The organism is Streptomyces flavidovirens DSM 40150, assembly GCF_000429085.1.
Taxonomy (GTDB): domain Bacteria; phylum Actinomycetota; class Actinomycetes; order Streptomycetales; family Streptomycetaceae; genus Streptomyces; species Streptomyces flavidovirens.
The window spans coordinates 134088-160169 of the sequence record NZ_AUBE01000016.1 but is presented as its reverse complement, the minus strand read 5'-3'; the positions used below and the strand labels follow the sequence as shown (position 1 = coordinate 160169).

Here is a 26082-nt window from a genome sequence, read left to right as displayed (position 1 = left end):
CGCGTCAGTCGCGCGGTATCGCCCCACGCGTCGCGGGCTTCCAGGAGATACCCATCTCCCCGACGGCGGTCCGCACAGTGACGGGCTCCGTGCCGGCGGTTTCCGAGGCCCAGGCCGCGTAACCGTCGGGACGGACGAGCAGAGTCGTACGGCGGTCACTCGCCCAGTGCGCCACGGTGAGCCGCCCGTCGTGGTCGACCTCCGCGCCTTGCGGGGTGATCAGCACGAACCGCCCCGCGCGAAGCTGCTCGTACAGCCAGCCCTCCTGGAGCTTGACGTCCGGAACGCGCTTGCCGGTGAACGGGTGGGCGCCGCGCGGAGCGTCGTACGCGTAACCGATGCCCGTGATCTGGCCGATCGCCCTGCGGGCAGCCGGGCGTACCTTGCCGATGGCCAGGGTCAGCACGGCTCGGAGCCCGCGCTGCAGCGGGGTGTGGGCCATGGCCAGGCGCAGGAGCGCGCCGCTACTGCGCAGCACGGCCTTGCCGACCGGGTGCCTTTCGTCGTGATACGAGTCCAGCAGGCCTTCCGGTGCCTGGCCGTTGACCACGGAGGCCAGCTTCCAGCCGAGGTTGGCCGCGTCCTGGAGGCCGGTGTTCATGCCCTGGCCACCGGCCGCGGAGTGCGTGTGCGCCGCGTCGCCCGCGAGGAGAACCCTGCCCACCCGGTATCGCGGGACCTGGCGTTCGTCGCTGTGGAACCGGGACATCCAGCGGGCGTCGTGCATACCGAAGTCGCTGCCGAAGGCGCGACGGGTGATCGCGCGCAGCTCCTCCAGTTCGACGGGCGCCGTGTCGGGGATCGCGCCGCGCGTACGGTCCCAGCCGCCCACGCGCCAGTACCCGTCGTCGAAGGGGACGAGGAAGCCGAAGGCCGTACCCATGCCGTTGACCACGGCCGTACGGTCGGGCTCCTCCGTGAGGCGCACGTCGGCCAGGACGATCGACTTGATGACCGAGTGTCCGGGGAAGGGCATGCGCAGGGCCTTGCGCACGGCGCTGCGAACCCCGTCGGCGCCCACGGCGTAGGCGGCACGCAGCGCGTCGGCCGTTCCGTCCTCGTGCCGCACGTCGAGGGTCACACCCCTCTCGTCCTGCGTGAGCCCGGTGACCTCCGCTCCGTACAGGAACGTCGCTCCGTTTTTCTCGGCCCGGCGCAGGAGCAGCTTCTCCACCTCGAACTGCGGAGTGACCAGCAAGTACGGGAAGCGCGAAGGGAGATCGGAGATGTCGAGGGAGAGCGAGCCGAAGAGCCGCAGCCGACTGATGATCTGGCCGGTCGCGACCAGCTCGTCGGCGAGGGCGCGGGCGTCGAGCTGCTCCAGGGTGCGGGCGTGCACGCCGAAGGCCCGGGTGAGATTGCTGATGCCCTGCGGGCGACGCTCCACCACCGTGACGGGGACAACGGCGGCGGCGAGGTCGCCGGCGAGGAGCAGGCCGGTGGGGCCGGCCCCCACTACGACGACGTTGCGCTGGAACGGGGTACCGGTCGTGCTGCCGTGCATGGCGACCTCCTGATGCCAACACATGTTGGTCAACGCTTGTAGGCCCAATGTAGAGCGGAGGGCGGGGCGATGTCAACGGGTGTTGGCCTACAGGTGTTGTCAGTTTTGGGCCGCCGCGGTGACGCCCGGCGGCGTCATGGCGCAGCCAGTACCTTCGCCCGGCACTGCGACGGCGTCCCCCACGCGTCACGCAGCGGACGGGCCTTGCGCAGCCAGAGTGAGAGGTCGAGCTCCTGCGTGTAGCCGACCGCCCCGTGCAACTGGAGCGCGGTCCGCGCGGCGGCGTACGCGGCCTCGCCCGCCGTGAGCTTCGCGGCGGCGATGTCGGCAGACGTCATGGACAGCGCCGCGCCGAAGAGCAGCGGCCGGGCGAACTCCAGCCCGATCAAGGTGTCGGCCAGCCGGTGCTTGACCGCCTGGAAACCGCCGATGGCCGTCCCGAACTGCGTGCGCTGCTTGACGTACGCCACCGTCCGGTCCAGCAGCGCCAGCCCGGTGCCCAGCGCCTGCGCGGCGGTGGCGAACGCCGCGTGGTCGGCGGCGTACGCGGCCGCCGCCGTCACGGCGGGTCCCGAGGCGAGCACTTCGCCGCCCGGCTCCGGCCGGTACAGCCGGCGCGCCGGATCCGCCGACGTCTGGAGTGCGCCGTACCCGCGAGAGAGCCGCAGCTCGTCACCGCGCACGGTGAGGAGGTACGTCGCCGAATCCGCGTCCAGCGCGTACGGGCCGCAGCCCTGGAGCGTGAGCGTCGCGTTCGCCGCGCCCGCCGCCAGCGCCGGCAGCAGCCGCTTCGCGGGACCCTCCTCGCCGTGCTCGGCGAGGCGGGCCAGCAGGACGGCGGCCGCGACGGTCTCCACCACCGGACCGGGCACCGCATGCCGCCCGAGTTCCACACAGGCCACCGCCAGCTCGACCGGCAGCGGCCCCACCCCCGCGTACGCCTCGGGAACGGCCAGCGCGAAGACCCCCGCCTCAGCGAGCCGCGCCCACAGCGCGTTGCCGGGAACGGCGTTTCCGGCCGCCCATGCCCGTACGGCAGAAGGTGTGTCCGCGGCCGTCAGCATCGCGTCCAGGGAACGTCCGAAAGCGGCCTGTTCGTCGGTCAGCAGGAACCTCATCAGCGGCGGCCCTTCGGCAGGCCGAGGAGGCGCTCGGCGATGATGTCGCGCTGTATCTCGTTCGTCCCCGCGTAGATGGGCCCGGCCAGCGCGAACACATAGCCCTCCGCCCACTCGCTCCCCGCCAGCTCCCCGTCCGCGCCCAGCAGATCGAGCGCGGTCTCGTGCAGGGCGATGTCGTAGTCGGACCAGAAGACCTTGTTGAGGCTGGACTCCGCTCCGAGGACCGTGCCCGCCGCGCAGCGCGAAGCGTTGGCGTACGTGAAGAGCTGATACGCGCGCGCCCCCACCACCGCGTCCGCCACCCGGTCACGCAGCGCCGTGTCCGAAGGATCCGCCGACGTACGCCACCGCTGTACGAGCCGGTCGGCGGCGGCGGTGAAACGGCCGGGGGAGCGCAGGGTCAGCCCACGTTCGTTCCCCGTCGTAGACATGGCGATCCGCCAGCCCTGCCCCGGCTCGCCGATGACGTCCTCGTCCGGCACGAACACGTCGTCCAGGAAGACCTCGGCGAAGGCGGGTTTGCCGTCGAGCCGGCCGATGGGGCGCACCGTGACCCCGTCCGCCCTCAGGTCGAACATCAGGTAGGTCAGGCCGTGGTGCGACTTGGCCGCCTCGGGGCCCGTACGGAAAATCCCGAAGGCCCGGTCCGCGAAGGCGGCCCGCGACGACCACGTCTTGTGCCCGGACAACAGCCACCCGCCCTCCGTCCGTACGGCGCGTGACGTGAGGGAGGCGAGGTCCGACCCCGACTCGGGCTCGGACCAGGCCTGCGCCCAGATCACCTCACCGCTCGCCATGGCCGGCAGAACGCGGGCGCGCTGCTCCTCGGTGGCATGGTCGAAGAGGGTCGGCGCGAGAAGGCTGATGCCGTTCTGCGAGACCCGCCCCGGAGCGCCCGCCGCGAAGTACTCCTCCTCGAAGAGCAGCCACATGAAGATGTCGACGCCCCGCCCGCCGTACTCCCGCGGCCACGACACCACCGACCAGCGGTCCGCGTGCAACCGTGCCTCCCACGCGCGGTGCGCGGCGAAACCCTCCTCCGTCTCCAGGGAGGGGAGCGGCTCCGCGGGGACGTGTGCGGCCAGCCACGCCCGCGCCTCGGCGCGGAAGGCGTCCTCCTCCGGCGTGTGCCGCAAGTCCATCAGGTACTCGCCTTCTTCATCGCGGACACATCCATCCCGCCGAGCGGGTCCGCGGCGGTCTCGGCGTTGTGGGCGTGGGCGAGGTGGTGCAGTGCGAAGACCGAGTCCATGCCGGTGTGCATGCCCTGAAGGTCCTCCGCCTGGTTCACGGCCCGCTTCGTGAGGGCGAGCCCCAGGCGCGGCATCCCGGCGATCCGCAGGGCCAGCTCCTCGGTACGCTCCGCCAGCTCGGCCCGTTCCACGACGCGGTTGACCATGCCGACCTCGTACGCCCTGCGCGCCGGCATCCGGTCGCCCGTGTAGAGGAACTCCTTGGCGATCCGCGGCGGCATCACCCACGGGTGCGCGAAGTACTCGACTCCGGGTATGCCCATCCGCACCACCGGATCGGCGAAGAACGCGTCCTCGGAAGCGACGATCAGGTCGCAGATCCAGGCGAGCATCAGCCCGCCCGCGACGCACGCTCCCTGGACGGACGCGACGACCGGTTTCGGCAGCTCGCGCCAGCGCCGGCACATCCCCAGATAGACCTCCGACTCACGCGCGAAGCGCGACTCGGCGCCCTGCTTGCCGCAGTGGTCCCACCACAGGCCCGCCCTGCGCTCGAAGGGCAGATGGGCGTCGCGTTCGGGGGTGCCGATGTCGTGGCCGGCGCAGAAGTGCTCGCCGGCTCCGGCCAGCACGATCACCTTCACTTCGGAGTCCGCCGCGGCTTGGTAGAAGGCCGCGTCCAGGGCGTAGGTCATCGCGGAGTTCTGGGCGTTGCGGTAGCGCGGGCGGTTGAGCGTGGCGTACGCGAGGGGCCCGCGTCGCTCGTACAGCACAGGAGGCTCGTGGGCGGTGGGCGTGGGCATCGCGGCTCATCCTTCCCTAACAAGTGTTTGGTAGGTTAACGTACGGCCATGAGCAGCGTCGAGGAGTTCGGCGCCCCGCGGCCCGAGTACGTACCGGGCCACGGTCTCCTCAAGGGGCGTACCGCCGTCATCACCGCAGCGGCCGGCGCCGGTATCGGCGGCGCCACAGCGCGCAAATTCCTGGAGGAGGGCGCGCGCGTCGTCATCGGGGACGCCCACGCCCGCCGCCTGAACGACACCGAGGAGGCGCTCGCCGAGGAGTTCGGCGCCGGGAACGTCGCCTCCCTGCCGTGCGACGTCACCGAAGAGAGCGACGTACAGGCGCTCTTCGACCGCGCGGTACGCGAACACGGCGGCCTGGACATCGTGGTCAACAACGCGGGCCTCGGCGGCACGGCAGAACTCGTCGACATGACCGACGAGCAGTGGTCCAAGGTCATCGACGTGACACTGAACGGCACCTTCCGCTGCACCCGCGCGGCCCTGCGCACCCTGAAGGCGGCCGGCCGGGGCGGTGTCGTCGTCAACAACGCCTCCGTCGTCGGATGGCGCGCCCAGGCCGGCCAGGCCCACTATGCGGCCGCCAAGGCCGGCGTCATGGCGCTCACCCGGTGCGCGGCGGTCGAGGCGACGGCGTACGGCGTACGGGTCAACGCCGTCGCCCCCAGCCTCGCCATGCACCCGCACCTGGTGAAGGTCACCTCCGCCGAGCTGCTCGCGGAACTCACCGAGCGTGAGGCGTTCGGGCGGTACGCCGAGCCCTGGGAGGTCGCGAACGTCATCGTCTTCCTCGCCAGCGGCTACTCCTCGTACATGACCGGCGAGACAGTCTCCATCAGCAGCCAGCGCGCCTAGACGATGCCCAGGCGGACCGTGCCCGGGCGGACAATGGCAGCGTGCCTAACAACGTGCCTGACAACGTGCCCGACAAGAAGAAAAACCAGGTGACCGCCTCGCCCGAGCGGCGCCGTGAACTCCTCGGCACGGCAGCCGAGGTGTTCGCCGCCCAGGGCTACAACGCCACCACCGTCCGCAAGATCGCGGACGCGGCGGGCATGCTCGCGGGCAGCCTCTACTACCACTTCGATTCCAAGGAATCGATGCTCGACGAGATCCTTTCCACCTTCCTGGACGAGCTGTGGCAGGGGTACGACGCCGTGCTCGCCGCCGGGCTCGGGCCCAGGGAGACCATCGAGGCGCTCGTCACCGAGTCCTTCAGGGAGATCGACCGGCACCGCGCCGCCGTCGCGATCTACCAGAAGGAGTCCAGGCACCTGTCCGCGCAGCCCCGCTTCCGCTACCTCGCCGACTCGCAGCAGAAGTTCGAGAAGGCGTGGCTGGGGACGCTGGAACGCGGCGTCGAGGCGCGGGTCTTCCGCGCCGACCTCGACATCCGGCTCACCTATCGATTCGTCCGCGACACCGTCTGGGTCGCCGCGTCCTGGTACCGGCCGGGCGGCCTGCACAGCCCCGACGAGATCGCCCGCCAGTACCTGTCGATGGTCCTGGACGGCATCGCTCTGCGTACGTGAACCGCTTGTCCGACACTCGTCATACGAAGGAGCAGCAGCCATGGCCGAGGCCTACATAGTCGAAGCGGTACGGACCCCGGTCGGCCGGCGCAGGGGAGGCCTCGCGGCCGCCCACCCGGCCGACCTCGGAGCGCACGTTCTGAAGGCCCTCGTCTCGCGCTCCGGCATCGACCCCTCGGCGGTCGAGGACGTCGTCTTCGGCTGCCTGGACACGGTGGGACCGCAGGCGGGCGACATCGCCCGTACGGCGTGGCTGGCGGCGGGGCTGCCCGAAGAGGTGCCCGGCGTCACGATCGACCGCCAGTGCGGGTCCTCGCAGCAGGCGGTGCACTTCGCGGCGCAGGGTGTGATGTCGGGGACCCAGGATCTGGTGGTCGCCGGGGGCACGCAGAACATGACGCAGATCCCCATCGCCTTCGCGTCCCGGCAGGCGGCCGAGCCGCTGGGCCTCACGGACGGCCCGTTCGCGGGCTCGCAGGGCTGGCGGGAGCGGTACGGCTCACTGCCGGTGAACCAGTTCCACGGGGCGGAGCTGATGGCCGGCAAGTGGGGCATCTCGCGGCTCGCCATGGAGGAGTACGCACTGCGCTCGCACCAGCGGGCGGTGCGCGCCACCGACGAGGGGCGCTTCGAGCGGGAGACGGTGGCGTACGGGGGCGTGACGGTCGACGAGGGGCCGCGCCGCGACACCACGCTGGAGAAGATGGCGGGGCTGAAGCCGGTACTGGAGGGCGGCACGATCACGGCGGCGTGCTCGTCGCAGGTCTCGGACGGGGCGGCGGCGATGCTGATCGCGTCCGAACGGGCGGTCGCAGTACACGGGCTGACGCCGCGTGCCCGTATCCACCACCTGTCGGTGCGGGGGGAAGACCCGATCCGGATGCTGTCGGCGCCGATTCCTGCGACGGCGTACGCACTGAAGAAGGCCGGCATGGCGATCGACGACGTGGACCTGGTCGAGATCAACGAGGCCTTCGCGCCGGTCGTGCTGGCCTGGCTGAAGGAGACGGGCGCGGACCCGGCCCGCGTGAACGTCAACGGCGGTGCGATCGCGCTGGGTCACCCCCTGGGGGCGACCGGCGTCAGACTGATGACGACGCTGCTGCACGAACTGGAGCGTACGCAGGGCCGGTTCGGCCTCCAGACGATGTGCGAGGGCGGCGGCCAGGCGAACGTCACCATCATCGAACGCGTCTGAGGAGGCCGAGGAGGCTGAGGGGGCTGCTGAGGGGGCGGGCTCGCGCCTCCGGTGGTACGACGATCTTCTTGCGGCCAAGGGGTGGTGCTCCGGCGCCATCGTGTTAGAGTGAGCGAGTTGCAGTTTTGGTACCCATAAACATTATGTGCGCCTGACGGGAATGCTTCCTCAGGCGCATTTTGTTTTCCGGTTCTCCGGATGGGGCTCATTGCGGCGACGTGGAATCCGTACGGTGCGGATTTCCGGATCTGCCCCAGTTTTTTAGGAGAATGACATGGCTACTGGAACCGTGAAGTGGTTCAACTCGGAAAAGGGCTTCGGCTTCATCGAGCAGGACGGCGGCGGCGCTGACGTCTTCGCTCACTACTCGAACATCGCCACCCAGGGCTTCCGTGAGCTCCAGGAGGGCCAGAAGGTCTCCTTCGACGTCACGCAGGGCCAGAAGGGCCCGCAGGCGGAGAACATCGTCCCGGCCTAATTCGCCGACGCGATACCTCGCCAGCCGGGGCCCGCACCGTGAAGGTGCGGGCCCCGGCTTGTGCTTGTTTACAGGAAGGCAAAACCTGAATGACCCGCTCCGAACGCCCCGCCGCCACCACCGCACGCTCCGCGCGTCCCGCCCGCAACCGCTCCGCGCAGCCCGCTCGCGGCAAGGCCCCCGCAAAGGGAGCCGCCCGCAGGGCCACGCCTGTGCAGGGTGAATTCGCGATGCCGGAGACGATTACCCCGGCGCTGCCGCCCGTCGAGAACTTCGCCGATCTCGACATGCCCGCGGCCCTGCTCAAGACCCTGGCGGCCCAGGGTGTGACCGAGCCGTTCCCCATTCAGGGCGCGACCCTGCCGAACACGCTCGCGGGCCGCGACATCCTCGGCCGCGGACGCACCGGTTCCGGCAAGACCCTCGCCTTCGGCCTCGGGCTGCTCGCCCGCACCGCGGGCAGGCGCTCCGAGCCGCGCGCGCCGCTCGCCCTGGTCCTGGTGCCCACCCGCGAGCTGGCGCAGCAGGTCACCGACGCGCTCACGCCGTACGCCACGGCCGTGAACCTGCGGATGGCCACGGTCGTCGGCGGCATGTCGATCACCAAGCAGGCGAACACGCTGCGGCGCGGAGCCGAGGTGCTCGTCGCCACCCCCGGCCGCCTGAAGGACCTCATCGAGCGCGGTGACGCGGACCTCGGCCAGGTGTCGATCACCGTTCTGGACGAGGCCGACCAGATGGCCGACATGGGCTTCCTTCCGCAGGTCACGGCGCTGCTGAAGCAGGTCGAGCCGGACGGGCAGCGGATGCTGTTCTCGGCGACCCTGGACCGGAATGTCGACCGGCTGGTGCGGATGTTCCTGACCGATCCGGTGGTCCACTCCGTCGACCCGTCGGCGGGCGCGGTGACGACGATGGAGCACCACGTGCTGTACGTCGCCGACGAGACCGACAAGAAGGCCGTCGCCACGCGCATCGCCGCCCGCGACGGGCGGGTCATCCTCTTCGTGGACACCAAGCGCGCCGCGGACCGCTTCGCGAAGCGGCTGCTGGCCAGCGGTGTGTACGCGGCGGCACTGCACGGCGGCCGTTCGCAGCCGCAGCGCAACCGCACGCTCGACCAGTTCAAGACCGGGCAGGTCACCGCGCTGGTGGCGACCAATGTGGCGGCCCGCGGCATCCACGTCGACGACCTCGACCTCGTGGTCAACGTGGACCCGCCGACCGACCACAAGGACTACCTGCACCGTGGCGGCCGTACCGCTCGCGCGGGCGAGTCCGGCAGCGTCGTCACGCTGGTGCTTCCCGACGAGAAGCGTGAGATGACGCAGCTGATGTCGGCCGCCGGCATCGTCCCGCAGACCGCGCGGGTCAAGTCCAGCGACGACGAGCTGACCCGGATCACCGGTGCGCGCGAGCCCTCGGGCGTCGCCATCGTGATCGAGGTCCCGCAGCAGCAGCAGGCTTCCGCGAAGCCGAAGCGCCGTCCGCAGCAGAGCGGTGGGCGTGGCGGTGGCGCCGGTCGCGGTGCCGGCGGCGGCCTGGGCGGTGGCGCCCGTACGCAGGGTGGTGGCCGTACGCAGGGCGAGCGCGCCCAGGGTGGCGCTGGTGGTCGTGCCGGTGCGGGTGCCGGCGCTGGTGCTGGTGGCGCGGGTGGTCGTGCCGGAGCCGGTGCGGGTGGCCGTGGTGGCGCCGGTGGCCGTGCGCAGGGCGAGCGTGCCGGTGCGCGGGCACAGAGCGGTGGCCGTGCGGGAGCGGCGCAGGGTGGTGGCGGCCGTGGGCGTGGTGGCCGCGCCCAGGGCGGTAGCCGCAGCGCGGCCGCGTAGGGGCGACCGGCTTCCCTGCGGCGCTTTTCCGCTGCCTGCCCCCATGGCCGCAGGGGGCAGGCAGCGGGCCTCGTGGAACGCAATCATCAGATCCGGGTGCCCTCGCGATTCCTTTGCTGAAAAGGAATCATTCCGGTGTCGGCACACTGCTGGGCGAGGTGCGGAGTGACGTCGGAGCTGCCTGAAGTCGTTCGAGCGTTTCGTTCGCTTCGGCCATGACACGTGCCACCAGTTCCGCGCAGGACGGCAGATCGTCGATCACCGCCGCCACCTGCCCGGACGCCATCACCCCGACATCGGTGCGGCCCTCCACCATGGAGGCCCTGAGCAGCATCGGGGTGTTGGCGGCCAGCAACACCTGACTCCAGGTCAGGTCCCTGCCGTGTTTCATGGCCAGGCCGTCGCGGACCATCGCGGCCCAGCTCTGTCCCGAGATCCTCTTGAATCCGGCCGCACGGCGCACCGCCTGCGCCAGCGCCCTCGTACGGCCCGCCCCTTCGAGGGAGTTGACGAGGTCCGTACGGAGCAGGCGGTGCGGAAGACCGTCGACGGCGGTCGTGAGCGTGACGTCTTTTACGCTCGCCGCCAGGTACCGCGCCTTGACCGTGTCCGGGACCGTCGAGTCGCGGGTGAGCAGGAAGCGCGTGCCCATCCCGATGCCTGCCGCGCCGTACGCCAGTGCCGCGACCAGGCCACGCCCGTCGTAAAAGCCCCCCGCAGCGATCACGGGGATGTCCACGGCGTCGACAACCTGGGGGAGGAGCACCGTGGTTGCCACCTCCCCGGTGTGGCCCCCGCCCTCGCCGCCCTGCACCATGACGGCGTCGGCGCCCCACGCCGCCACCTTCTCGGCGTGCCGGCGTGCGCCGACGGACGGGATGACGACGACGCCCGCGTCCTTCAGCTCCGCGATCAGGTCCCTGGAGGGCGCGAGCGCGAACGAGGCGACCTTCACGCCCTCGTCGATGATGACCCGTACACGATCACGTGCATCACTCGCGTCGGCCCGCAGGTTGACGCCGAAGGGGGCGTCCGTACGGGACTTGACCTCGTGTACGGCGCGCAGGAGCTGCTCGGTGGTCATCGTCGCGGACGCCAGGATGCCGAGCGCGCCCGCGTTGGCGCAGGCCGATACGAGGCGAGGTCCCGCGACCCAGCCCATGCCGGTCTGGACGATGGGGTGTTCGACGCCGGTGAGCTCGGTGAGCGCCGTCTTCATCGGGCGCTGACCTCGCGGTCGCGCAAGCCCTCCGGATCGATGACCTCGCGAATCAGGCGGAGTTCCTCGGCGGAAGGCTCGCGGGTGTACGGGACGTCCGTGGGGACGGTGAGCGCGAAGCCTGTCGCTTCCCGGACCTGGGCGGCCGTCACGCCGGGGTGCACGGCGGCGAGGCGCATCGAGTGGTCGGGGGTGTCGAAGTCGAGGACGCCGAGGTCGGTGACGACACGGGGGATGCGGTGGTAGCGGGTGGCGCTCGGGCCCGCGGCGGCCGCGCTGTCGTAACCGACGCCCGACACCATGTCGACCTTGTCGACGAAGACGCGGGTGGAGTGCCTCGGGACCCAGTAACTCGTCGGGTTGTTGAGGGTGTTGACGGGCGCTCCGCGAACGCCGAGGAGCTGGCGGGCGGGCTGCCGCCAGTCGCCGATGCAGGAGATGTTCTGGTTGCCGAAGCGGTCGATCTGGCTCGCGCCCATCATCACGTGGCGCCTGCCACCGGTGACCATGGCGAGATGCTGACGGTACGGAAGCCAGCCCTCCGGAGCCCCGTCCAGACTGATCAGCACGGCCTCGCCGTCGGTGAGGAGGAGGTCGGGGGAGAAGGTGCGCCTGGCCAGACGGGCACCGATGGCGGGAATCGTGCCCATGGGACTGGCGAGGATCTCGCCGTTGTCGCGCCAGGCTTCGGCGCAGGCGATGACGCAGTGTTCGGCGCGGGTGGCAGTGACGGGTCTGGTGGCTTTGGTGGTCACTTCTGCTCCTCGTGCCACGCCTGTACGGCGGACTGATAGGCCTTCTCGCTGCCGGACAGGAAGCGTCCGGCGAACTCGGGCCAGGGGGTCGCGGCGTACACCCGCTGGAAGGCCTCGTCGCGGTCGTAGTCGGGGGCGCACGAGGTGAAATGCGCGCCGTTCGGGGTCTCGATGACGCCGGTGACGTAGTGGCGCTTGACGAGGAGGCTCTGCGGCGGCGCGGACTTCGTCAGTTCCGCCGTCTCGACCACCTGCTCGCAGGAGACGTACGCCGTGTCGGCCGCCTCGCAGAAGAGGTCGTCGAAGTACGGATCGGGTCCGAGGTACTGGCCGTTGCCGAGCCGGTCGGCGCGGTTCAGGTGGACGAGTGCGGCATCCAGGCGCAGGGCGGGTACGGCGACGAACTCCTCCCCGTCGTCGTACGGCGAAGTGACCGTACGCAGGGCGGGGTTCACGCGCATCACGTCGGAGCCGATGCCGGCCCGGACGGGGAGGAAGGGGAGCCGGTTGGCGGCCGCGTGGAGCCCCCACATGAACATCGCCTCGTCGATCTCGGTGAGGTCGATCGTGCCGTTCTGGCGAGCCGTACGGAAATGCGGCTCCAGGGGGATCGAGTCGAGGGTGACGAAGGCGGTGACGAGCTTGCGGATCTTGCCGGCGGCGGCGAGGAGGCCGATGTCGGGGCCGCCGTAGGAGACGATGGTGAGATCACTGATCTCGGTACGGAGCAGTGCTCGGACCAGGGCCATCGGCTTGCGGCGCGAGCCCCAGCCGCCGATGCCGACGGTCATGCCGCTGCGGAGCCGCCCGACGGCTTCTTCGGCTGTCATCGTCTTGTCGGTCACGGACGGCTGCCCTCCTGACCCGAGGTGTCGCTGACGGTGTGGCCGGTGGTGCGGCCGGTGGTGCTGCCGAAGGTGTTACGGACGCGGTCGGCGATGCCACTGAGGTTGGCCTCGAAGGTGAAGCCCTGCTCGAAGCGGTAGCTGCGGCGTACGTCCACAGGGTCGATGCCGTTGATGGCGGCCTTGGCCAGCCGGATGAGGGTGCCGTCCTTGCCCGCGATCTCGCGCGCCAGGGCAAGCGCTTCGCCGAGGAGCTCGGCGCGCGGGACGACCTTCCAGACCGACCCGTGGGCGTGCAGTTCGGCGGCGGTGGCGGTGCGCGAGGTGTAGTACAGCGCGCGCATGAGGTGCTGCGGGACCAGGCGCGCGAGGTGGGTGGCGGCGCCGAGCGCGCCCCGGTCCAGCTCGGGCAGGCCGAAGGTGGCGTCGTCGGAGGCGACGATCGCGTCGGCGTTGCCGGCGAGGCCGATGCCGCCACCGAGGCAGTAGCCGCCCACGGCCGCGACGACGGGGACCTCGCACTCGTAGACGGCGGCGAACGCCTCGGCGCAGCCGCGGTTGGCGCCGACGAGGGCGGTGTGGCCCGCGTCGCGCCGCAGCTCCTTGATGTCGACCCCGGCGTTGAAGCCGCGTCCCTCGGCGGCGAGTACGACGCAACGGACGGCGGGGTCGCGGCCGACGGCTCGGACGGCGTGGGCGAGGTCGTACCAGCCCTGTACGGGAAGCGCGTTGACGGGCGGGAAGTCGACCGTCACGACGGAAATGCCAGTGCTTTCCGGGCTTGAGGTGGAGACACCCATGGGCGGATCAGCTACCTTTCCACCAAACGTTTGTTAGGTGCGGAAGGTAGCAGCGAATGGAACTGAACGGGAGGGTCGCCGTCGTCACAGGCGGCACGCGCGGCGTCGGCGCCGGCATCGCGCGGGCGTTCCTGACCGCGGGGGCGCAGGTCGTGATCTGCGCGCGCCGGCCGCCGGACGAGGTGGTGGAAGCGAGCGGCCGCGAGGCGGAGTTCCGGCCACTCGACCTGCGGGACCGGGCGGCCGTCCAGGACTTCTTCACCGGCGTCGTGGCGACGTACGGACGGCTCGACGTACTGGTCAACAACGCGGGCGGGACGCCGTACCGGCTGCTGGGGGAGGGCGAGGCGGCCCGTCACGCGCGGGTCGTGGAACTGAACCTGACCGCACCGATGACGGCCTCTCTGGCGGCGTACGAGCACCTTCGGGCGACCGGGGGATCGGTTGTCATGATCGGCAGTGTCAGCGGGACCAGGCCCTCGCCGGGGACGGCGGCGTACGGGGCGGCCAAGGCGGGGCTGGAGAACCTGGCCAGATCGATGGCGGTGGAGTGGGCGCCCGGCGTACGGGTGAACACGCTCGTCCCCGGCATGGTCCGCACCGAGCTCTCGCACCTGCACTACGGCGACGAGGCCGGCGTCGCGGCCGTCGGCCGGACCGTCCCGGCGGGCCGCCTCGCGGAACCCGGCGAGATCGGCGACGCGGCCGTCTTCCTCGCGTCCGGGCGGGCGGCGTACGTGAGCGGTGCGTCCCTCCTCGTCCACGGCGGCGGGGAACGCCCCGCGTTCCTGGACGCGGCGACCGTCAACAGCGGGCAGTCGCGGGGAGAACGGGGACAAGTGAAAGGGGAAGGGAAATGACCGGGACCGGGACCGGTACGGGAATCTGCGCCGGGCGAGTCGTCGTCGTGACGGGCGCCGGACGGGGGCTGGGGCGGGCCCACGCCCTGGCCTTCGCGGCGGAGGGCGCACAGGTGGTCGTCAACGACCTGGGGGCCGGGCCCGACGGCGCGGGGGCGTCCGCGGGTCCGGCGCAGTGCGTGGTCGAGGAGATCGCGGCGGCGGGGGGAGAGGCGGTGGCCCACGGCGGGGACATCGTGACGGCCGGGGGCGCGGCGTCCCTGGTCACCACGGCGGTCGAGACGTTCGGGAGGCTCGACACCCTGGTCAACAACGCCGGTTTCGTGCGGGACCGGATGCTGGTCAACCTGGACGAGGACGACTGGGACGCGGTCGTGCGCGTACACCTGAAAGGCCACTTCCTGCCGCTGAAGTACGCCGCCGCGTACTGGCGGGCGCAAGCGAAGGCGGGGCGGGAGGTGGCGGCACGTGTCGTCAACACCAGCTCGGGGGCGGGCCTGTTGGGAAGTGTGGGGCAGGGCAACTACTCGGCCGCGAAGGCGGGCATCGTCGGGCTGACGCTGGTCGCGGCGCAGGAACTGGGGCCGTACGGCGTCCAGGTCAACGCGATCGCACCGGCGGCCCGTACCCGGATGACGGAGCAGACCTTCGCCGAGACGATGGCGGCGCCGGGAGCGGACGGCGAGTTCGACGCGATGGCCCCGGAGAACGTCTCGCCGCTGGTCGTGTGGCTGGGCTCGGCGGCATCGGCGGGGGTGACCGGCCGCGTATTCGAAGCGGAGGCGGGCCGCATCACGGTCATGGAGGGCTGGCGCCCTGGCGCCACGGCGGACAAGGGCGCGCGATGGACCCCGGCGGAGGCGGGCGGCGCAGCGGCCCGGCTCCTGGCCGAGTCCGCGACACCGGGCCGGGTGTACGGGGCGCGGTAGCGGGCGCCGGCCCCGTGCGGCCGGACAGCCCCCGATGGTCCGGCGACGCGAGAACGTGTGGAGCGTCCGGAGGTTGGCGGTGGGGCAGGTGAACGTACGGAGAACCGAGGCCAGTTGGCATTGACGCGGCACGCTCTACGCGCCTCATCATGAGGCGCATGAGAATCCCCCCACGTCTCTCAGCCATCAGCGGCATCGCCGCCCTCGTCTGCGCCCTCCTCGTCGGCGGCCCGGTCACGCTCGCGGCGAGCGCCGCCCCTGCCCCCGTGGTCGGTGACATCTGTTACTCCGCCCTGCCCGCCCAGGCGCACGACACGCTCGACCTCATCGAGGCCGGCGGGCCCTACCCGTACGAGCGGGACGGGACCGTCTTCCAGAACCGGGAGCAGATCCTGCCGGACCGGACCACCGGCTACTACCACGAGTACACCGTGGTCACACCGGGCTCACCGAACCGCGGCGCCCGCCGCGTCGTCACGGGTGAAGCGGCGCAGGAGGACTACTACACGGCCGACCATTACGCGTCGTTCGACCTCGTCGACCACGGCTGCTGAGGGTTCCGCGCAGGCGTGTTCCTCAGTGTCCGCTTGAGGAACGGAGACCCGGTCACAGGACCCCTCACCGGTAGCGCGGCGGCGTGTGTTGCAGCCGGAGCCTCACCGTCGCGTCCTCGATGTGCTCCAGCGCCTCGACCGCCGTCGCGTACGCGTACCCCTGCGGATCCTCCTCCCGCAGCAGCCGGCCCAGCGCGTCCACCGCCCGGGCGTCCCCGCGCGCCGCCAGGCCGCGTGCCGCCTCCGCCGCGGTGTCGGGATCGTGGTCCTCCAGGCGGGCCGCCAGCGCCTCGCGGATCTCCGGCGTATCGGCGTCGAGACCGGCGAGCGCCAGCGTCGCCCAGTCGCGCACCTCTTCGTCGGTGTCGCCGCTGAGAGTGATCAGCGCCGCCGTACCCTCCCGGTGACCGGCGGGGACAAGGCCGATGAGGGCGAGGGCCACCCGGTGACGTACATCGGCGTCGGGGTGGTCGACGTGGCGCAGGATCTCGGGAAGCGCCGCAGGATCACCGTGGTGCCCCAGCGCCAGCACAGCCGCCTGAGCCGGCTCGGAACCGGATTCCCGCGCCTCGCGCGCCAGCTCCCGCAGCAGCGGCAGGGACCGCGCGGCGAACGGCTTCCCGCCCTGCTCGAAGCCGAGCTGCGCCAGAACGTCGGCGGCGAACGTCTGCCGCAGAGGATCACCGCTCACACACCACTCGGCCGCCGCCTGGAACGTCTCCTCGTCACCGCGCCGCCACAGCGCGGCCACGGACTCCATCCACTCGTCCCGGCCGGGATCACCGCCGCTCAGCGCCCGCTCGGCGAGCTCCTCGAAAGGCGTACGGATGCCCAGCCGCTCCTCCAGGAGCGTGGCGATCGCGGCGTGCCCGGTCTGCTGCTCGGCGCCGGCCGACGACGTGCCGTCCCGCAGCAGTTCGACGACGACCGTCTCCCCGCCGTCCTCCACGATGCGGCTGGTGACTGTCGCGACCTCCGCCACACCGTCCGCGAAGGTCTCCAGCAGCCCCGCCCGCAGCTCGTCCTCCACATCGACTTCGAGCCACCGCAGCGCCTCCTCCAGCGCCTCGCGCCGCGCGGAAGCGCCGTGCCGCAGAAGGGTCCGTACGGTCTCCGTGGACCCGCGCCGCGCGGCGAGCACGAGCGGCGGCTCCGTACCGGGAGCGGCGAGGTCCGGATCGGCGCCGTACTCCAAAAGCGCCTCGACCGTGTCCGCGTGCCCTTGCCGGACGGCCCACGCCATCGCGGTGAACCCCAGCGCCTCGCGCAGGTCGGGCGTCGCGCCCGCCGACAGGAGGGCCTCCACCACCTCCGTGTGGCCGCCGACCGCGGCGCCGCACAACGGCAGGTCACCGCCCTCCCGGCCGCTCGCCCGGTCCGGATCGGCGCCCGCCGCGAGCAGCAGCCGCACCATGCCCGGACGGTTCTGTACGGACGCTCTGTAGAGCGCGCTCTCGCCCTCGTCGTCGGTCTGCTCGGCCGGTACGCCGGAGCGCAGCAGCCGTACGACGGCGTCGTCCCCGCCGTCGTACACCGCTTCGGACAGGGTCCTCGGACCCGCTTCCGGATCTTTCGTCATGTGCCGACACTACGTGCGTGTGTTCAGGTGTCGCATTCGAGAATCGTGCGGCACAGCGCGCAGCGTGCCCGTACCCGGCCGCTCACGGGAACACGGATGCGCTGCTGGCACGTGGGACACGGGAACGACACCCGCAGCGTGTCGCGCCCGCCCCCCTCGAAGGCGTACGACGCCGAGGGGGACGAGGAACCGTGGTCCGTACGGCTGCCGTTCTCCTGTGCGTACCGCCGCTCCCTGGCGTACTTCCGGCGCCCCGCCCACCCCGCGGCGGTCAGCGGCGGCTGCTGCCCGTCCCGGCGGGCTTGCGCGAGGCCTTTCGTGTACGCCGTGTAGGCCTGCGCGCTGGTGAACCAGGGCGCGGGGTCCTCACCGAAGGCGATCGCGCGCTTCGCCAGGACGTACCCGAACTCCTCCGGGGTGAGATAGCCGAGCTTCTGGCTGGACGCGCCGTCCTCACGGAACGCGTCGAGCAGCAGCCAGCCCGCCCCGAGGTATGTCGTCACGGTGTCGGTGAGGATCTCGTTGTCACGGGTGCCGGCGAAGGCCAGGCCGAGGCGGTGCAGCAGCACATGGGTGATCTCGTGGGCGAGGGCGGCCCCGATGTCGTCGCGGTGGGTCCTGAAGCGGTCGTTGAGCTCGATGAAGTACTCCGGACCCGCTGCCAGCTCCACGCTGGCGGCGTGCTCCATCTCGCGGAAACTCACGATCATGCGGGCGTCCGGCAGGCGCAGATGCTGGACGAGGGCGCGGGCCACGCGCTGGGTCCCGAGGTGGAGATCGTCCTGGTCGCAGAAGGCCACGTCGGCGGGGAAGACGCTCGGGGCGTAGGAGTGCACGCCGTCGTACGAGAGCCGTCTGTGGAGCGCGGCGAGGGCGGACCGCACGGTCGTCAGATGCGGATAGCCGTGTACGACCTCGCTCCCGCTGGTCACGTCCGCACTCACCTCCGTACGTCTGCACAACGACGGTGAACCGGTCTCCACTGTAGGCGGATTCGCCGGGCGGATGCCGACGGTGTGGCGCCTGCGCGGGGTGTGGCTGGATTGCCTCCCTTGTCGGCAGGGCGGACGGCTCCGCATAATCCAGCAACGCCTTGACGGGCTCATGCCATCTTTTTCGGGTGGTGTGCGCGCTGTCCGTCATGCGCGGGCACAGCGACCCCCCACGGTTTCCCACGAGAGGCAGTTCGTTGAAGAACCTTCTGCGTGCCTTCAAGAGATGTGCCGCCGCCGGCGCAGTGATCCTCGCCGCGGTCAGCATCCAGCCCGCCGGCGCGTCCGCGGCCGCCGCGTCGACGCCGCCCGTCGTCGGCGGAACCCGCGCCGCCCAGGGCGAGTTCCCGTTCATGGTCCGGCTCTCGATGGGCTGCGGCGGCTCGCTCTACGCCAAGGACATCGTCCTGACCGCCGCCCACTGCGTGAGCGGATCCGGTAACAACACCAGCATCACCGCCACCGCCGGTGTCGTCGACCTGCGGAGCTCCAGCGCCATCAAGGTCAAGTCCACCAAGGTCCTCCAGGCCCCCGGCTACAACGGCACGGGCAAGGACTGGGCGCTGATCAAGCTCGCCAGGCCCATCGACCTGCCCACCCTGAAGATCGCCGACACGACGGCGTACAACAGCGGCACCTTCACGGTCGCCGGCTGGGGAGCGGCCAGGGAGGGCGGCGGCCAGCAGCGCTACCTCCTCAAGGCCCAGGTCCCGTTCGTCTCCGACACGAGCTGCAAGCGTTCGTACCCCGACCTGGTGGCGGGCGAGGAGATCTGCGCCGGCTTCACCGAGGGCGGTGTCGACACCTGCCAGGGCGACTCGGGCGGACCGATGTTCCGCCGGGACAACACCAACGCCTGGATACAGGTCGGGATAGTCAGCTGGGGCAATGGCTGCGCACGTCCCAACTACCCCGGCGTGTACACCGAGGTGTCGACCTTCGCCGCCGCCATCAAGTCGGCTGCCGCGGGCCTCTGACCCTGACTGGGAACCACCGCTGAACGTTCGCGGACCGGGCGGGTGCTGGACGCGTCAGTCCAACACCCGCCCCACCTTTGTCAGATGTAAGGGGCACAGCTCCAGGAGCACCGGGTGCTTACATGGGAGCGGCGCAACGGACCGGCTCTCCTGGGCGTCCGCTCCCCGTCAGCCGAACTCGGCGAAGCGCTCACCGGCGCTCTCCAGCTCCAGCACCCACACCTCGTTCGCACCCTCCCGCAGAACGGGTCCGGGAACGTACAGGGCCTCCTGAGGCCCCGCCGCCCAGTACCGGCCCAGGCAGAAGCCGTTCACCCATACGAAGCCCCGCTCCCACCCCGGCAGCCGCAGCGACGCGTCGCCCGCACCCCGCACTTCGAACGTTCCCCGGAACAGCCCCGACGCCCCCACCACCCCTTCCGGGGACCGGTACGCGACCTTCCCGACCGCTTCCGTGTCCTCGAACGCGTCCAGGGACAGCCCCCGCGCCCGTACACCGTGCAGATACTGCAGCTCATGCAGCACGCCACCCGTGATGCCCTTGGACTCGCCGACACACGGCCCGTAATTGACCCGCCCCAGCGACTCCACCCACAGCTCCACCGAAGCGGGCCCCGCCACGGGCTCGTCCAGCGCCGTGTACGCGGCGGACTCGCCCGCCCCGCCGCTCAGCACCCCCGCCCGCGCCCCGTCGACGTACACCACAGCCCGGTCCCGCAGCCCCCTCACGCCGAGCGGGTACGCCCGCCGCGGCCCCGGCACGTCCACCCGGTAGCGGACCAGCCCCCGGTCCACGCCCAGCTCTTCGAACGTCGGCGGCACCGCGCAGTGTGTCTCCGGCCCGCCGAGCACCTCCAGTACGTCGCGGAGCGGCGCCCACTCCGCGATCTGCGCCCGCACCGGCTCACCCAGCGTGTCCGGCGTGGCCGGTACGTCCGGCACCGGAGCCCCGCCGTCCTGGTAGCGCGCGAGAATGTCGCGGAACAGCCAGAACTTCTCCGTGGGGCGGCCGAACTCGTCGACGGGCGCGTCGTAGTCGTACGACGTCACGGTCGGCTCCAGCTCCCCCTCGCGGAGCTGCCCGGCACGGTTCGCACCCGACCAGCCCGCGAAGCTCGTTCCCCCGTGCGCCATGTAGATGTTGACGGAGGCGCCGCACTCAAGAATCTCGCTCAGCGCCGCCGCCGCGTCGGCGGGATCCCGTACGACATGCTCCGCCCCCCAGTGGTCGAACCAGCCGCACCAGAACTCCATGCACATCAGCGGACCCGACGGCTGGTACCGCCGCAGGACCTCGAAGCCCTCGCGCGCCCCCGACCCGAAGTTCGCCGTCGCCAGCACCCCCGGCACCGAACCACCCGACAGCATGTGTTCCTCGGGCCCGTCGGAGGTGAACAGCGGCACGGTCACCCCGCACTCCCGCAAGAACCCGGCCAGACGCCGCATATACACCTGGTCCGAGCCGTAACTGCCGTACTCGTTCTCGACCTGCACCATGACCACCGGGCCGCCCCGGTCGATCTGCCGCTCCACCACCTGCGGCAGCAACTGCCCGAACCACCGCTCCACATGCCCCAGATACTGCTCATCGCGCGTGCGCACGCGCGCGCCGAGCGCACCCGTCAGCCAGTGCGGCAGCCCGCCGTTCTCCCACTCGGCACAGATGTACGGCCCAGGACGCACGATCGCCCACAGCCCCGCCTCCCGCGCCGCGTCCAGGAATCGGCCCAGCGCCCCCGCGTCACGCAACCGCCCGGGCTCCGGCTCATGCAGATTCCACGGGACGTACGTCTCCACACAGTTCAGCCCCATGGCACGCAGCATCGCGAGCCGGTGCCCCCACTGCCCCTCATGCACCCGGAAATAGTGCAAAGCGCCCGACAGCAGCCGCACCGGCCGCCCGTCCAGCTCGAAATCCGACTCACCCACCGTGAAGTCAGCCACGGTCCCCGCCTCTCGCTCCACTGTCAGGGCTTCAGCCTCACCCCTGGCGGTGGAACGGTCCATGGACAAAGATCAGCGCTGTTTGGACGCAAGGGATCAGCAGGGGGTCACCAGGGGGTCACCAGGGCATCAACAGGGGATCAGCAGGGGATCGCCAAGGGATCACCCACGGAACGCCACATGAGCAGACGGGGAGGAAAACAAAGCGGATGTACCACACCTGGATGCGCTACTTCACCCCCAGCCCCACCCACCACAAGCTCGGCCTGGTGTGCCTCGGAGTCGGCCTCCAGCACGGCACACTGCCCACCGTCGGCCCCCGCACCCTCGACCACCACGTCGCCGTCGTCATCAGCGCCGGCAGCGGCTGGTACCGCAGCCCCGACGGGCGGCGCGCCGCCGTCACGGCACCCGCCCTGATCTGGCTCATACCCGGCACACCGCACCATTACGGACCCGACCCGGCCACCGGCTGGGACGAGAGCTTCGTCGACTTCACCGGCCCCGCCACCACCACGTACACCGAACTCGGCTACATAGAACCCGACCGCCCCGTCGTCCCCCTCGCCGACACCGCCGCCGCCCGCGCCGCCGTCGGCCGCATCGCCCGCGCCGCACGCCGCGGAAACCCCCTCCTCGAAGTCGAGACCGGCGCCGCCGTCCACGAACTCCTCGTCGCCCTGCGCCGCGCCCGCGCCGACGCGGGAGCCGACACAGACCCCGTACTCCAGGCCCTCGCCCGCGACGCCTTCCAGCCCCTGTCCGTCGCCGAACACGCCTCCCGCCACGGCATGACCCCCGCCGAGCTGCGCACCGCCGTACGCCGCGGCGCCGGATGCAGCCCCAAGGACTACCTCCTCGGCATCCGCCTCGGCCGCGCCAAGGAACTCCTCGCCGCCACCGAACTCCCCGTGGCCGCCGTCGCCCGCCGCGTCGGCTACGACGACCCCGCCTACTTCTCCCGCCTCTTCACCCGCCGCGTCGGCATGGCCCCCGTCCGCTTCCGGGAACAGCAGGGCCGCGCCGTCCACGGCGGCTGGAGCCACCAGATCCCAGATCCCGAACACCCGCCGACCATCGCGACCTGACCGACGTAAGCTCGCTGACCATGACCTCCAGCGAATCCAGCGAAATCGACGAGTCCGTCATCGCCGAACTGAGCCGGCTGCGCGACAGCATCGACAACATCGACGCCGCCGTCGTCCACATGCTCGCCGAGCGCTTCAAATGCACCCAGCAGGTCGGCCTCCTCAAGGCACGGCACCAGCTTCCCCCCGCCGACCCGGCCCGCGAGGCCCGCCAGATCATCCGCCTGCGCGAACTCGCGGAAAGCGCCAAACTGGACCCGGCATTCGCCGAAAAACTGCTCAATTTCATCATCGCCGAGGTCATCCGCCACCACGAAACGATCGCCAAGTCCTAGCCGGCAGCCCACCCGGGCGCGCCGCACCGACGGCCCGGAGCAGGCGTACTTCGTACGAGTGGGAAGCCCCGCACGTCACCACCGCGTTCGTCACCTACGACAAACGCCTGGCGGAGGCAGCCGCCGACCGGGGCCTGCCCGTACGGACGCCGGGCCACTAGGCCCCGCTGGAGTGCGTGTCCATGGCAACCGTCCAGCGAGACGACTGTCACGACGATCAGCAAGACAAAGGGCGACAGCCGCGTCTGTCGCGCCTGACTCGGCGTGGCCGGTGGCGGGAGCCCTGCCCATCGCTCCGCCGGTGACCACTACGGTGCCTCGGCGCATGTGCCACCGCACACCATCGGGCAGCATGTCCCCATGCCCGTACTGACGCGCGACGAAGCGCAGACCCGAGCCCAGCTCATCGACGTACACCGGTACACGATCGAACTCGATCTGACCCGCGGCGAAGAGACCTTCGACTCCCGCACCGTCATCCACTTCACCGCCCGCACCGGCGGGGACACCTTCGTCGAGCTCAAGCCCGCCGTCCTGCGCGCCGTCACGCTCGACGGGCAGCCACTCGATCCCGAAACGCTCGTCGGCAACCGCCTCCCCCTCACCGGCCTCACCGCGGGCGACCACGAGCTGCGCGTCGACGCCGACATGCGGTACTCCCGCACCGGCGAAGGCATGCACCGCTTCACCGACCCCACCGACGGCGAAACGTACGTCTATACCCAGCTCTTCCTGGAAGACGTCCAGCGCGTCTTCGCCGCCTTCGACCAGCCCGACCTCAAAGCCGTCTTCGCCCTCACCGTCACCGCCCCCCAGGACTGGACCGTCCTCGGCAACGGCGTCGCCCAGCATCGGCCCGACCAGGGCGCCGGCCGCTGGACCATCGCCCCCACCCCCCTCATCTCCACCTACCTCGTCGCCGTCGCCGCGGGCCCCTGGCACTCCGTACGCACCGAACACGCCGGCCTGCCCTTCGGCATCCACTGCCGCCGCTCCCTCGCGCCGTACCTCAACACCGACGCCGGCGAAATCCTCGGCATCACCCGCGCCTGCTACGACCGCTACCACGAGAAGTTCGAAGAGCCCTACCCCTTCGACTCCTACGACCAGGCATTCGTTCCCGAATTCAACGCCGGCGCCATGGAAAACCCCGGCCTCGTCACCTACCGCGACGAATTCATCTACCGCTCCGCCGTCACCGACACCGAACGCCAGACCCGCGCCATGGTCATCGCCCACGAAATGGCCCACATGTGGTTCGGCGACCTCGTCACCCTCCAGTGGTGGGACGACATCTGGCTCAACGAGTCCTTCGCCGAATACATGGGCTACCAGACCCTCACCGAAGCCACCCGCTTCACCGACACCTGGACCGACTTCGCCATCACCCGCAAAGGCTGGGGATACGACGCCGACCAACGCCCCTCCACCCACCCCGTCGCCCCCGACCCCGACGCCGTCCCCGACACCGCGTCCGCCATGCTCAACTTCGACGGCATCTCCTACGCCAAGGGCGCCTCCGCCCTGCGCCAACTCGTCGCCTGGCTCGGCGAAAAGGACTTCCTGGCCGGCATCAACACCCACTTCGCCCGCCACAAGTTCGCCAACGCCACCCTCGCCGACTTCATCGACAACCTCGCCTCCGCCACCGACCGCGACGTCCACGCCTGGGCCGACCAGTGGCTCCGCACCACCGGAGTCGACACACTCGCCCCCACGACCGGGCAAGCGGAAGGCATGTGGCACATCACCGTCGACCGGAAAGGCAGCCGCCCCCACCGCCTCGCCGTCGGCGCCTACGACCGCGACCCCCTCGACGGTCGGAGCCTCGTCCTGCGCGAGCGGTTCGAAGTCGACGTACCGCAGGACGAGGCCGCGACGGTACGCCCCGGCCGCCGCCCTGCGCTCGTCGTCCTCAACGACAGCGACCTGACCTACGCCAAGATCCGCCTCGACGAGCAGTCCGAAGACGTCGTACTGCGCAACCTCTCCGCCGTCCCCGACCCGCTCACCCGCGCCATCCTGTGGAACTCCCTGCGCGACATGGTCCGCGACGGCGAACTCGAACCCGCCGCGTACCTGGAAACCGCCCGCGCCCACCTCCCGTACGAAACGGACCTCGCGATCGTCCAGGGCGTACTCGCCTTCGCCCACGCCCAGATCGCCGACCGCTACCTCCACGCGGCCCAACGTCCCGCCGCCCTCGCCACCCTCACCACCATCTGCCGTGACCTCATCCGCCGCACCGAAGACGGCAACGGCACCGGCCTGCGCCTCACCGCCGTACGCCACTTCATCGACGCCGCCACCCAGCCCGACGCCATCCAGGACTGGCTCCACACCGGCAGCGTCCCCGGCGGCCCCGAACTCGACCCCGAACTGCGCTGGCGCATCCTGCGCCGCCTCGCCGTACTCGGCGCCACCGACGAGACCGCCATCGCCGCCGAACTCGACCGCGACCTCAGCGCCACCGGCCAGGAAGGCGCCGCCCGCTGCCGCGCCGCCCTGCCCACACCCGAGGCCAAAGCCGCCGCCTGGACCCGCATGTTCGACGACGACACCCTCTCCAACTACCTCTTCACCGCCACCGCCCAGGGCTTCTGGCAACCCGAACAGACCGCTCTCGTACGCGACTACATCCCCCGCTACTACCGCGACGCCAAGGCCGTCGCCGACCGCCGGGGCCCCGCCATCGCCGAAGCCGCGGGCCGCTACGCCTTCCCCCACTTCGCCATCGACAAGGACTCACTGCGCCTCGGCGAGAACGCCCTGCACGACACCGAAATGATCCCGGCCCTACGCCGCAAACTGACCGACCAACTCGACGACCTGCGACGCGCCATCGCGGTACGGGGCGACTGACGAGCCGACAGACCGCACCGGCACGCACCGCCCCGGCCACCGCCCTGCGGTCAGGTCCGCTGCCCGGCCAGGGGGCGAGGGCAGTCAGGTGCGGGGTTACGGCGACCCTTGGCGCCGGGGCCGGTGCCGGTCCACGGCTGCGGCTGTCGCGCGTCCAAGGGTGGGCGGTGCGGTCGCAGGTGTGTGGTTACGACGGCTGCTCGCACCGGGGCCTGGTGCCGGCGGTTGTTTGCGGCCGTCGCCGGTCTACCGTGGCCGCTTGCCTCGGAGGGCTCGGTGCCCGTCTGCGGTTGCGGCTGCCGCGCGTCCAAGGGCGGGCGGGTGCGGTCGCAGGCGTGCGGTTACGGCGGCTACTCGCACCGGGGCCCGGTGTCGGCGCTTGCTTGCGGCCGTCGCCGGTCCGCGTGGCCGCATGCCTCCGAGGGCTCGGTGCCCGTCTGTGGCTGCGGCTGTCGCCCGTCCAAGGGCGGGGCGCGTAACGGTCGCAGGCCTGCGGCTGCGGCGGGCGCTCGCACCGGGGCCGGGTGCCGGCCCCTACGGCTGTAGCCGCCATGGACACGGGCACGGCACGGGCACCGTGACCGGCCCGGCGACCGCGTGCCATGACGGCCCCCGCCGGCCCCGCCCCCACCACCCGGCCCATATCAGCTCAGCCGAATCCAACTCTCCCCAGCCGCGCGGGAGTACC

At 71.2% G+C, this 26082-nt stretch carries 23 protein-coding genes; 12 read left to right on the top strand and 11 right to left on the bottom strand.

All coding sequences use genetic code 11. The annotated features are described in order from the left end of the window. Nucleotides 1-4: 4 nt before the first annotated feature. The 4 genes from G412_RS35540 to G412_RS0122090 all read right to left on the bottom strand — a co-directional run bounded on the left by G412_RS35540 (nt 5) and on the right by G412_RS0122090 (nt 4621). On the bottom strand, nt 5-1504 hold the full coding sequence (locus G412_RS35540; RefSeq protein WP_051338539.1) for an FAD-dependent oxidoreductase: 1500 nt from the start codon (nt 1502-1504) through the stop codon (nt 5-7). 134 nt (nt 1505-1638) lie between these two features. Further along, nucleotides 1639-2622 (bottom strand): acyl-CoA dehydrogenase family protein, encoded by a 984-nt coding sequence (locus tag G412_RS0122100; RefSeq protein WP_028813987.1) that lies wholly within the window; start codon nt 2620-2622, stop codon nt 1639-1641. After that, nucleotides 2622-3767 (bottom strand): acyl-CoA dehydrogenase family protein, encoded by a 1146-nt coding sequence (locus G412_RS0122095; protein WP_028813986.1) that lies wholly within the window; start codon nt 3765-3767, stop codon nt 2622-2624. The genes G412_RS0122100 and G412_RS0122095 overlap by 1 nt, the downstream gene beginning before the upstream one ends. After that, nucleotides 3767-4621 carry an enoyl-CoA hydratase gene (locus tag G412_RS0122090; RefSeq protein ID WP_028813985.1) on the bottom strand — a complete coding sequence of 285 codons (855 nt, stop codon included), beginning with the start codon at nt 4619-4621 and terminating at the stop codon, nt 3767-3769. The genes G412_RS0122095 and G412_RS0122090 overlap by 1 nt, the downstream gene beginning before the upstream one ends. A 48-nt stretch (nt 4622-4669) precedes the next feature. Here G412_RS0122090 and G412_RS0122085 point away from each other — a divergent pair, with 48 nt between their 5' ends. From G412_RS0122085 to G412_RS0122065, 5 genes are all read left to right on the top strand, one after another. Next, nucleotides 4670-5476: an SDR family oxidoreductase gene (locus tag G412_RS0122085; protein ID WP_028813984.1), complete on the top strand. Its 807-nt coding sequence runs from the start codon at nt 4670-4672 to the stop codon at nt 5474-5476. A gap of 65 nt (nt 5477-5541) precedes the next feature. After that, nucleotides 5542-6153, top strand: coding sequence for a TetR/AcrR family transcriptional regulator (locus G412_RS0122080; RefSeq protein ID WP_028813983.1), 612 nt, complete (start codon nt 5542-5544; stop codon nt 6151-6153). 40 nt (nt 6154-6193) lie between these two features. Continuing rightward, a complete protein-coding gene (locus tag G412_RS0122075) occupies nt 6194-7351 on the top strand; it encodes an acetyl-CoA C-acetyltransferase (RefSeq protein WP_028813982.1) in 1158 nt (385 codons plus the stop codon). A 274-nt stretch (nt 7352-7625) separates the two neighbouring features. Further along, entirely contained in the window at nt 7626-7829 is a 204-nt protein-coding gene (locus G412_RS0122070; RefSeq protein WP_015607926.1) for a cold-shock protein, read from the top strand. A gap of 89 nt (nt 7830-7918) precedes the next feature. After that, entirely contained in the window at nt 7919-9655 is a 1737-nt protein-coding gene (locus tag G412_RS0122065) for a DEAD/DEAH box helicase (RefSeq protein ID WP_028813981.1), read from the top strand. Between the two features lie 127 nt (nt 9656-9782). Here G412_RS0122065 and G412_RS0122060 read toward each other — a convergent pair whose 3' ends face one another. From G412_RS0122060 to G412_RS35535, 4 genes are read right to left on the bottom strand one after another with little or no spacing between them, the layout of a single operon-like run. After that, entirely contained in the window at nt 9783-10874 is a 1092-nt protein-coding gene (locus G412_RS0122060) for an NAD(P)H-dependent flavin oxidoreductase (protein WP_028813980.1), read from the bottom strand. Further along, nucleotides 10871-11629: a CoA-transferase subunit beta gene (locus tag G412_RS0122055; protein ID WP_028813979.1), complete on the bottom strand. Its 759-nt coding sequence runs from the start codon at nt 11627-11629 to the stop codon at nt 10871-10873. The genes G412_RS0122060 and G412_RS0122055 overlap by 4 nt, the downstream gene beginning before the upstream one ends. After that, entirely contained in the window at nt 11626-12474 is an 849-nt protein-coding gene (locus tag G412_RS0122050) for a CoA transferase subunit A (RefSeq protein WP_028813978.1), read from the bottom strand. The genes G412_RS0122055 and G412_RS0122050 overlap by 4 nt, the downstream gene beginning before the upstream one ends. Further along, entirely contained in the window at nt 12471-13274 is an 804-nt protein-coding gene (locus tag G412_RS35535; RefSeq protein ID WP_051338537.1) for an enoyl-CoA hydratase family protein, read from the bottom strand. Before G412_RS35535 ends, G412_RS0122050 begins: the two co-directional genes overlap by 4 nt. A 56-nt stretch (nt 13275-13330) precedes the next feature. On the opposite strand from G412_RS35535, the gene G412_RS0122040 reads away from it, so the two are divergent. The 3 genes from G412_RS0122040 to G412_RS0122030 all read left to right on the top strand — a co-directional run bounded on the left by G412_RS0122040 (nt 13331) and on the right by G412_RS0122030 (nt 15617). After that, the gene (locus G412_RS0122040; protein WP_028813977.1) at nt 13331-14134 is read left to right on the top strand and encodes an SDR family oxidoreductase; all 804 of its coding nucleotides are present in this window, start codon (nt 13331-13333) and stop codon (nt 14132-14134) included. Next, nucleotides 14131-15063, top strand: a complete 933-nt coding sequence (locus G412_RS0122035) for an SDR family oxidoreductase (RefSeq protein WP_028813976.1) — start codon at nt 14131-14133, stop codon at nt 15061-15063. The genes G412_RS0122040 and G412_RS0122035 overlap by 4 nt, the downstream gene beginning before the upstream one ends. A 158-nt stretch (nt 15064-15221) precedes the next feature. After that, nucleotides 15222-15617 carry a guanyl-specific ribonuclease gene (locus G412_RS0122030; protein WP_028813975.1) on the top strand — a complete coding sequence of 132 codons (396 nt, stop codon included), beginning with the start codon at nt 15222-15224 and terminating at the stop codon, nt 15615-15617. A 64-nt stretch (nt 15618-15681) separates the two neighbouring features. Here G412_RS0122030 and G412_RS0122025 read toward each other — a convergent pair whose 3' ends face one another. Together G412_RS0122025 and G412_RS0122020 are read right to left on the bottom strand one after the other, a co-directional pair. Beyond that, nucleotides 15682-17196: an ankyrin repeat domain-containing protein gene (locus G412_RS0122025; RefSeq protein WP_028813974.1), complete on the bottom strand. Its 1515-nt coding sequence runs from the start codon at nt 17194-17196 to the stop codon at nt 15682-15684. A gap of 23 nt (nt 17197-17219) precedes the next feature. Continuing rightward, a complete protein-coding gene (locus tag G412_RS0122020) occupies nt 17220-18128 on the bottom strand; it encodes a hypothetical protein (protein WP_028813973.1) in 909 nt (302 codons plus the stop codon). 209 nt (nt 18129-18337) lie between these two features. Between G412_RS0122020 and G412_RS0122015 the strand changes: the two genes are divergently transcribed. Further along, complete coding sequence (locus tag G412_RS0122015) at nt 18338-19165, top strand: S1 family peptidase (protein WP_051338543.1); 828 nt, start codon at nt 18338-18340, stop codon at nt 19163-19165. Nucleotides 19166-19333: 168 nt separating this feature from the next. Here G412_RS0122015 and G412_RS0122010 read toward each other — a convergent pair whose 3' ends face one another. Next, the gene (locus tag G412_RS0122010) at nt 19334-21109 is read right to left on the bottom strand and encodes a glycoside hydrolase family 35 protein (protein ID WP_028813971.1); all 1776 of its coding nucleotides are present in this window, start codon (nt 21107-21109) and stop codon (nt 19334-19336) included. 209 nt (nt 21110-21318) lie between these two features. On the opposite strand from G412_RS0122010, the gene G412_RS0122005 reads away from it, so the two are divergent. The 3 genes from G412_RS0122005 to pepN all read left to right on the top strand — a co-directional run bounded on the left by G412_RS0122005 (nt 21319) and on the right by pepN (nt 25394). Further along, nucleotides 21319-22197 (top strand): helix-turn-helix domain-containing protein, encoded by an 879-nt coding sequence (locus tag G412_RS0122005; RefSeq protein ID WP_028813970.1) that lies wholly within the window; start codon nt 21319-21321, stop codon nt 22195-22197. Between the two features lie 20 nt (nt 22198-22217). Next, the gene (locus G412_RS0122000) at nt 22218-22532 is read left to right on the top strand and encodes a chorismate mutase (protein ID WP_028813969.1); all 315 of its coding nucleotides are present in this window, start codon (nt 22218-22220) and stop codon (nt 22530-22532) included. A gap of 360 nt (nt 22533-22892) precedes the next feature. Further along, entirely contained in the window at nt 22893-25394 is a 2502-nt protein-coding gene (gene pepN, locus G412_RS0121995; RefSeq protein WP_028813968.1) for an aminopeptidase N, read from the top strand. The last annotated feature ends 688 nt before the right edge of the window (nt 25395-26082 follow it).

What these genes read in the sequence shown, in the direction of transcription:
- G412_RS0122025 (WP_028813974.1), bottom strand. Translation starts at nt 17,196, where the DNA reads ATGACGAAAGATCCGGAAGCGGGTCCGAGGACCCTGTCCGAAGCGGTG.
- G412_RS0122035 (WP_028813976.1), top strand. Translation starts at nt 14,131, where the DNA reads ATGACCGGGACCGGGACCGGTACGGGAATCTGCGCCGGGCGAGTCGTC.
- G412_RS35540 (WP_051338539.1), bottom strand. Translation starts at nt 1,504, where the DNA reads ATGCACGGCAGCACGACCGGTACCCCGTTCCAGCGCAACGTCGTCGTA.
- G412_RS0122070 (WP_015607926.1), top strand. Translation starts at nt 7,626, where the DNA reads ATGGCTACTGGAACCGTGAAGTGGTTCAACTCGGAAAAGGGCTTCGGC.
- G412_RS0122030 (WP_028813975.1), top strand. Translation starts at nt 15,222, where the DNA reads ATGAGAATCCCCCCACGTCTCTCAGCCATCAGCGGCATCGCCGCCCTC.
- G412_RS35535 (WP_051338537.1), bottom strand. Translation starts at nt 13,274, where the DNA reads ATGGGTGTCTCCACCTCAAGCCCGGAAAGCACTGGCATTTCCGTCGTG.
- G412_RS0122095 (WP_028813986.1), bottom strand. Translation starts at nt 3,767, where the DNA reads ATGGACTTGCGGCACACGCCGGAGGAGGACGCCTTCCGCGCCGAGGCG.
- G412_RS0122040 (WP_028813977.1), top strand. Translation starts at nt 13,331, where the DNA reads ATGGAACTGAACGGGAGGGTCGCCGTCGTCACAGGCGGCACGCGCGGC.
- G412_RS0122015 (WP_051338543.1), top strand. Translation starts at nt 18,338, where the DNA reads ATGCGCGGGCACAGCGACCCCCCACGGTTTCCCACGAGAGGCAGTTCG.
- G412_RS0122085 (WP_028813984.1), top strand. Translation starts at nt 4,670, where the DNA reads ATGAGCAGCGTCGAGGAGTTCGGCGCCCCGCGGCCCGAGTACGTACCG.
- G412_RS0122075 (WP_028813982.1), top strand. Translation starts at nt 6,194, where the DNA reads ATGGCCGAGGCCTACATAGTCGAAGCGGTACGGACCCCGGTCGGCCGG.
- G412_RS0122090 (WP_028813985.1), bottom strand. Translation starts at nt 4,621, where the DNA reads ATGCCCACGCCCACCGCCCACGAGCCTCCTGTGCTGTACGAGCGACGC.
- G412_RS0122005 (WP_028813970.1), top strand. Translation starts at nt 21,319, where the DNA reads ATGTACCACACCTGGATGCGCTACTTCACCCCCAGCCCCACCCACCAC.
- G412_RS0122060 (WP_028813980.1), bottom strand. Translation starts at nt 10,874, where the DNA reads ATGAAGACGGCGCTCACCGAGCTCACCGGCGTCGAACACCCCATCGTC.
- G412_RS0122100 (WP_028813987.1), bottom strand. Translation starts at nt 2,622, where the DNA reads ATGAGGTTCCTGCTGACCGACGAACAGGCCGCTTTCGGACGTTCCCTG.
- G412_RS0122000 (WP_028813969.1), top strand. Translation starts at nt 22,218, where the DNA reads ATGACCTCCAGCGAATCCAGCGAAATCGACGAGTCCGTCATCGCCGAA.
- G412_RS0122065 (WP_028813981.1), top strand. Translation starts at nt 7,919, where the DNA reads ATGACCCGCTCCGAACGCCCCGCCGCCACCACCGCACGCTCCGCGCGT.
- pepN (WP_028813968.1), top strand. Translation starts at nt 22,893, where the DNA reads ATGCCCGTACTGACGCGCGACGAAGCGCAGACCCGAGCCCAGCTCATC.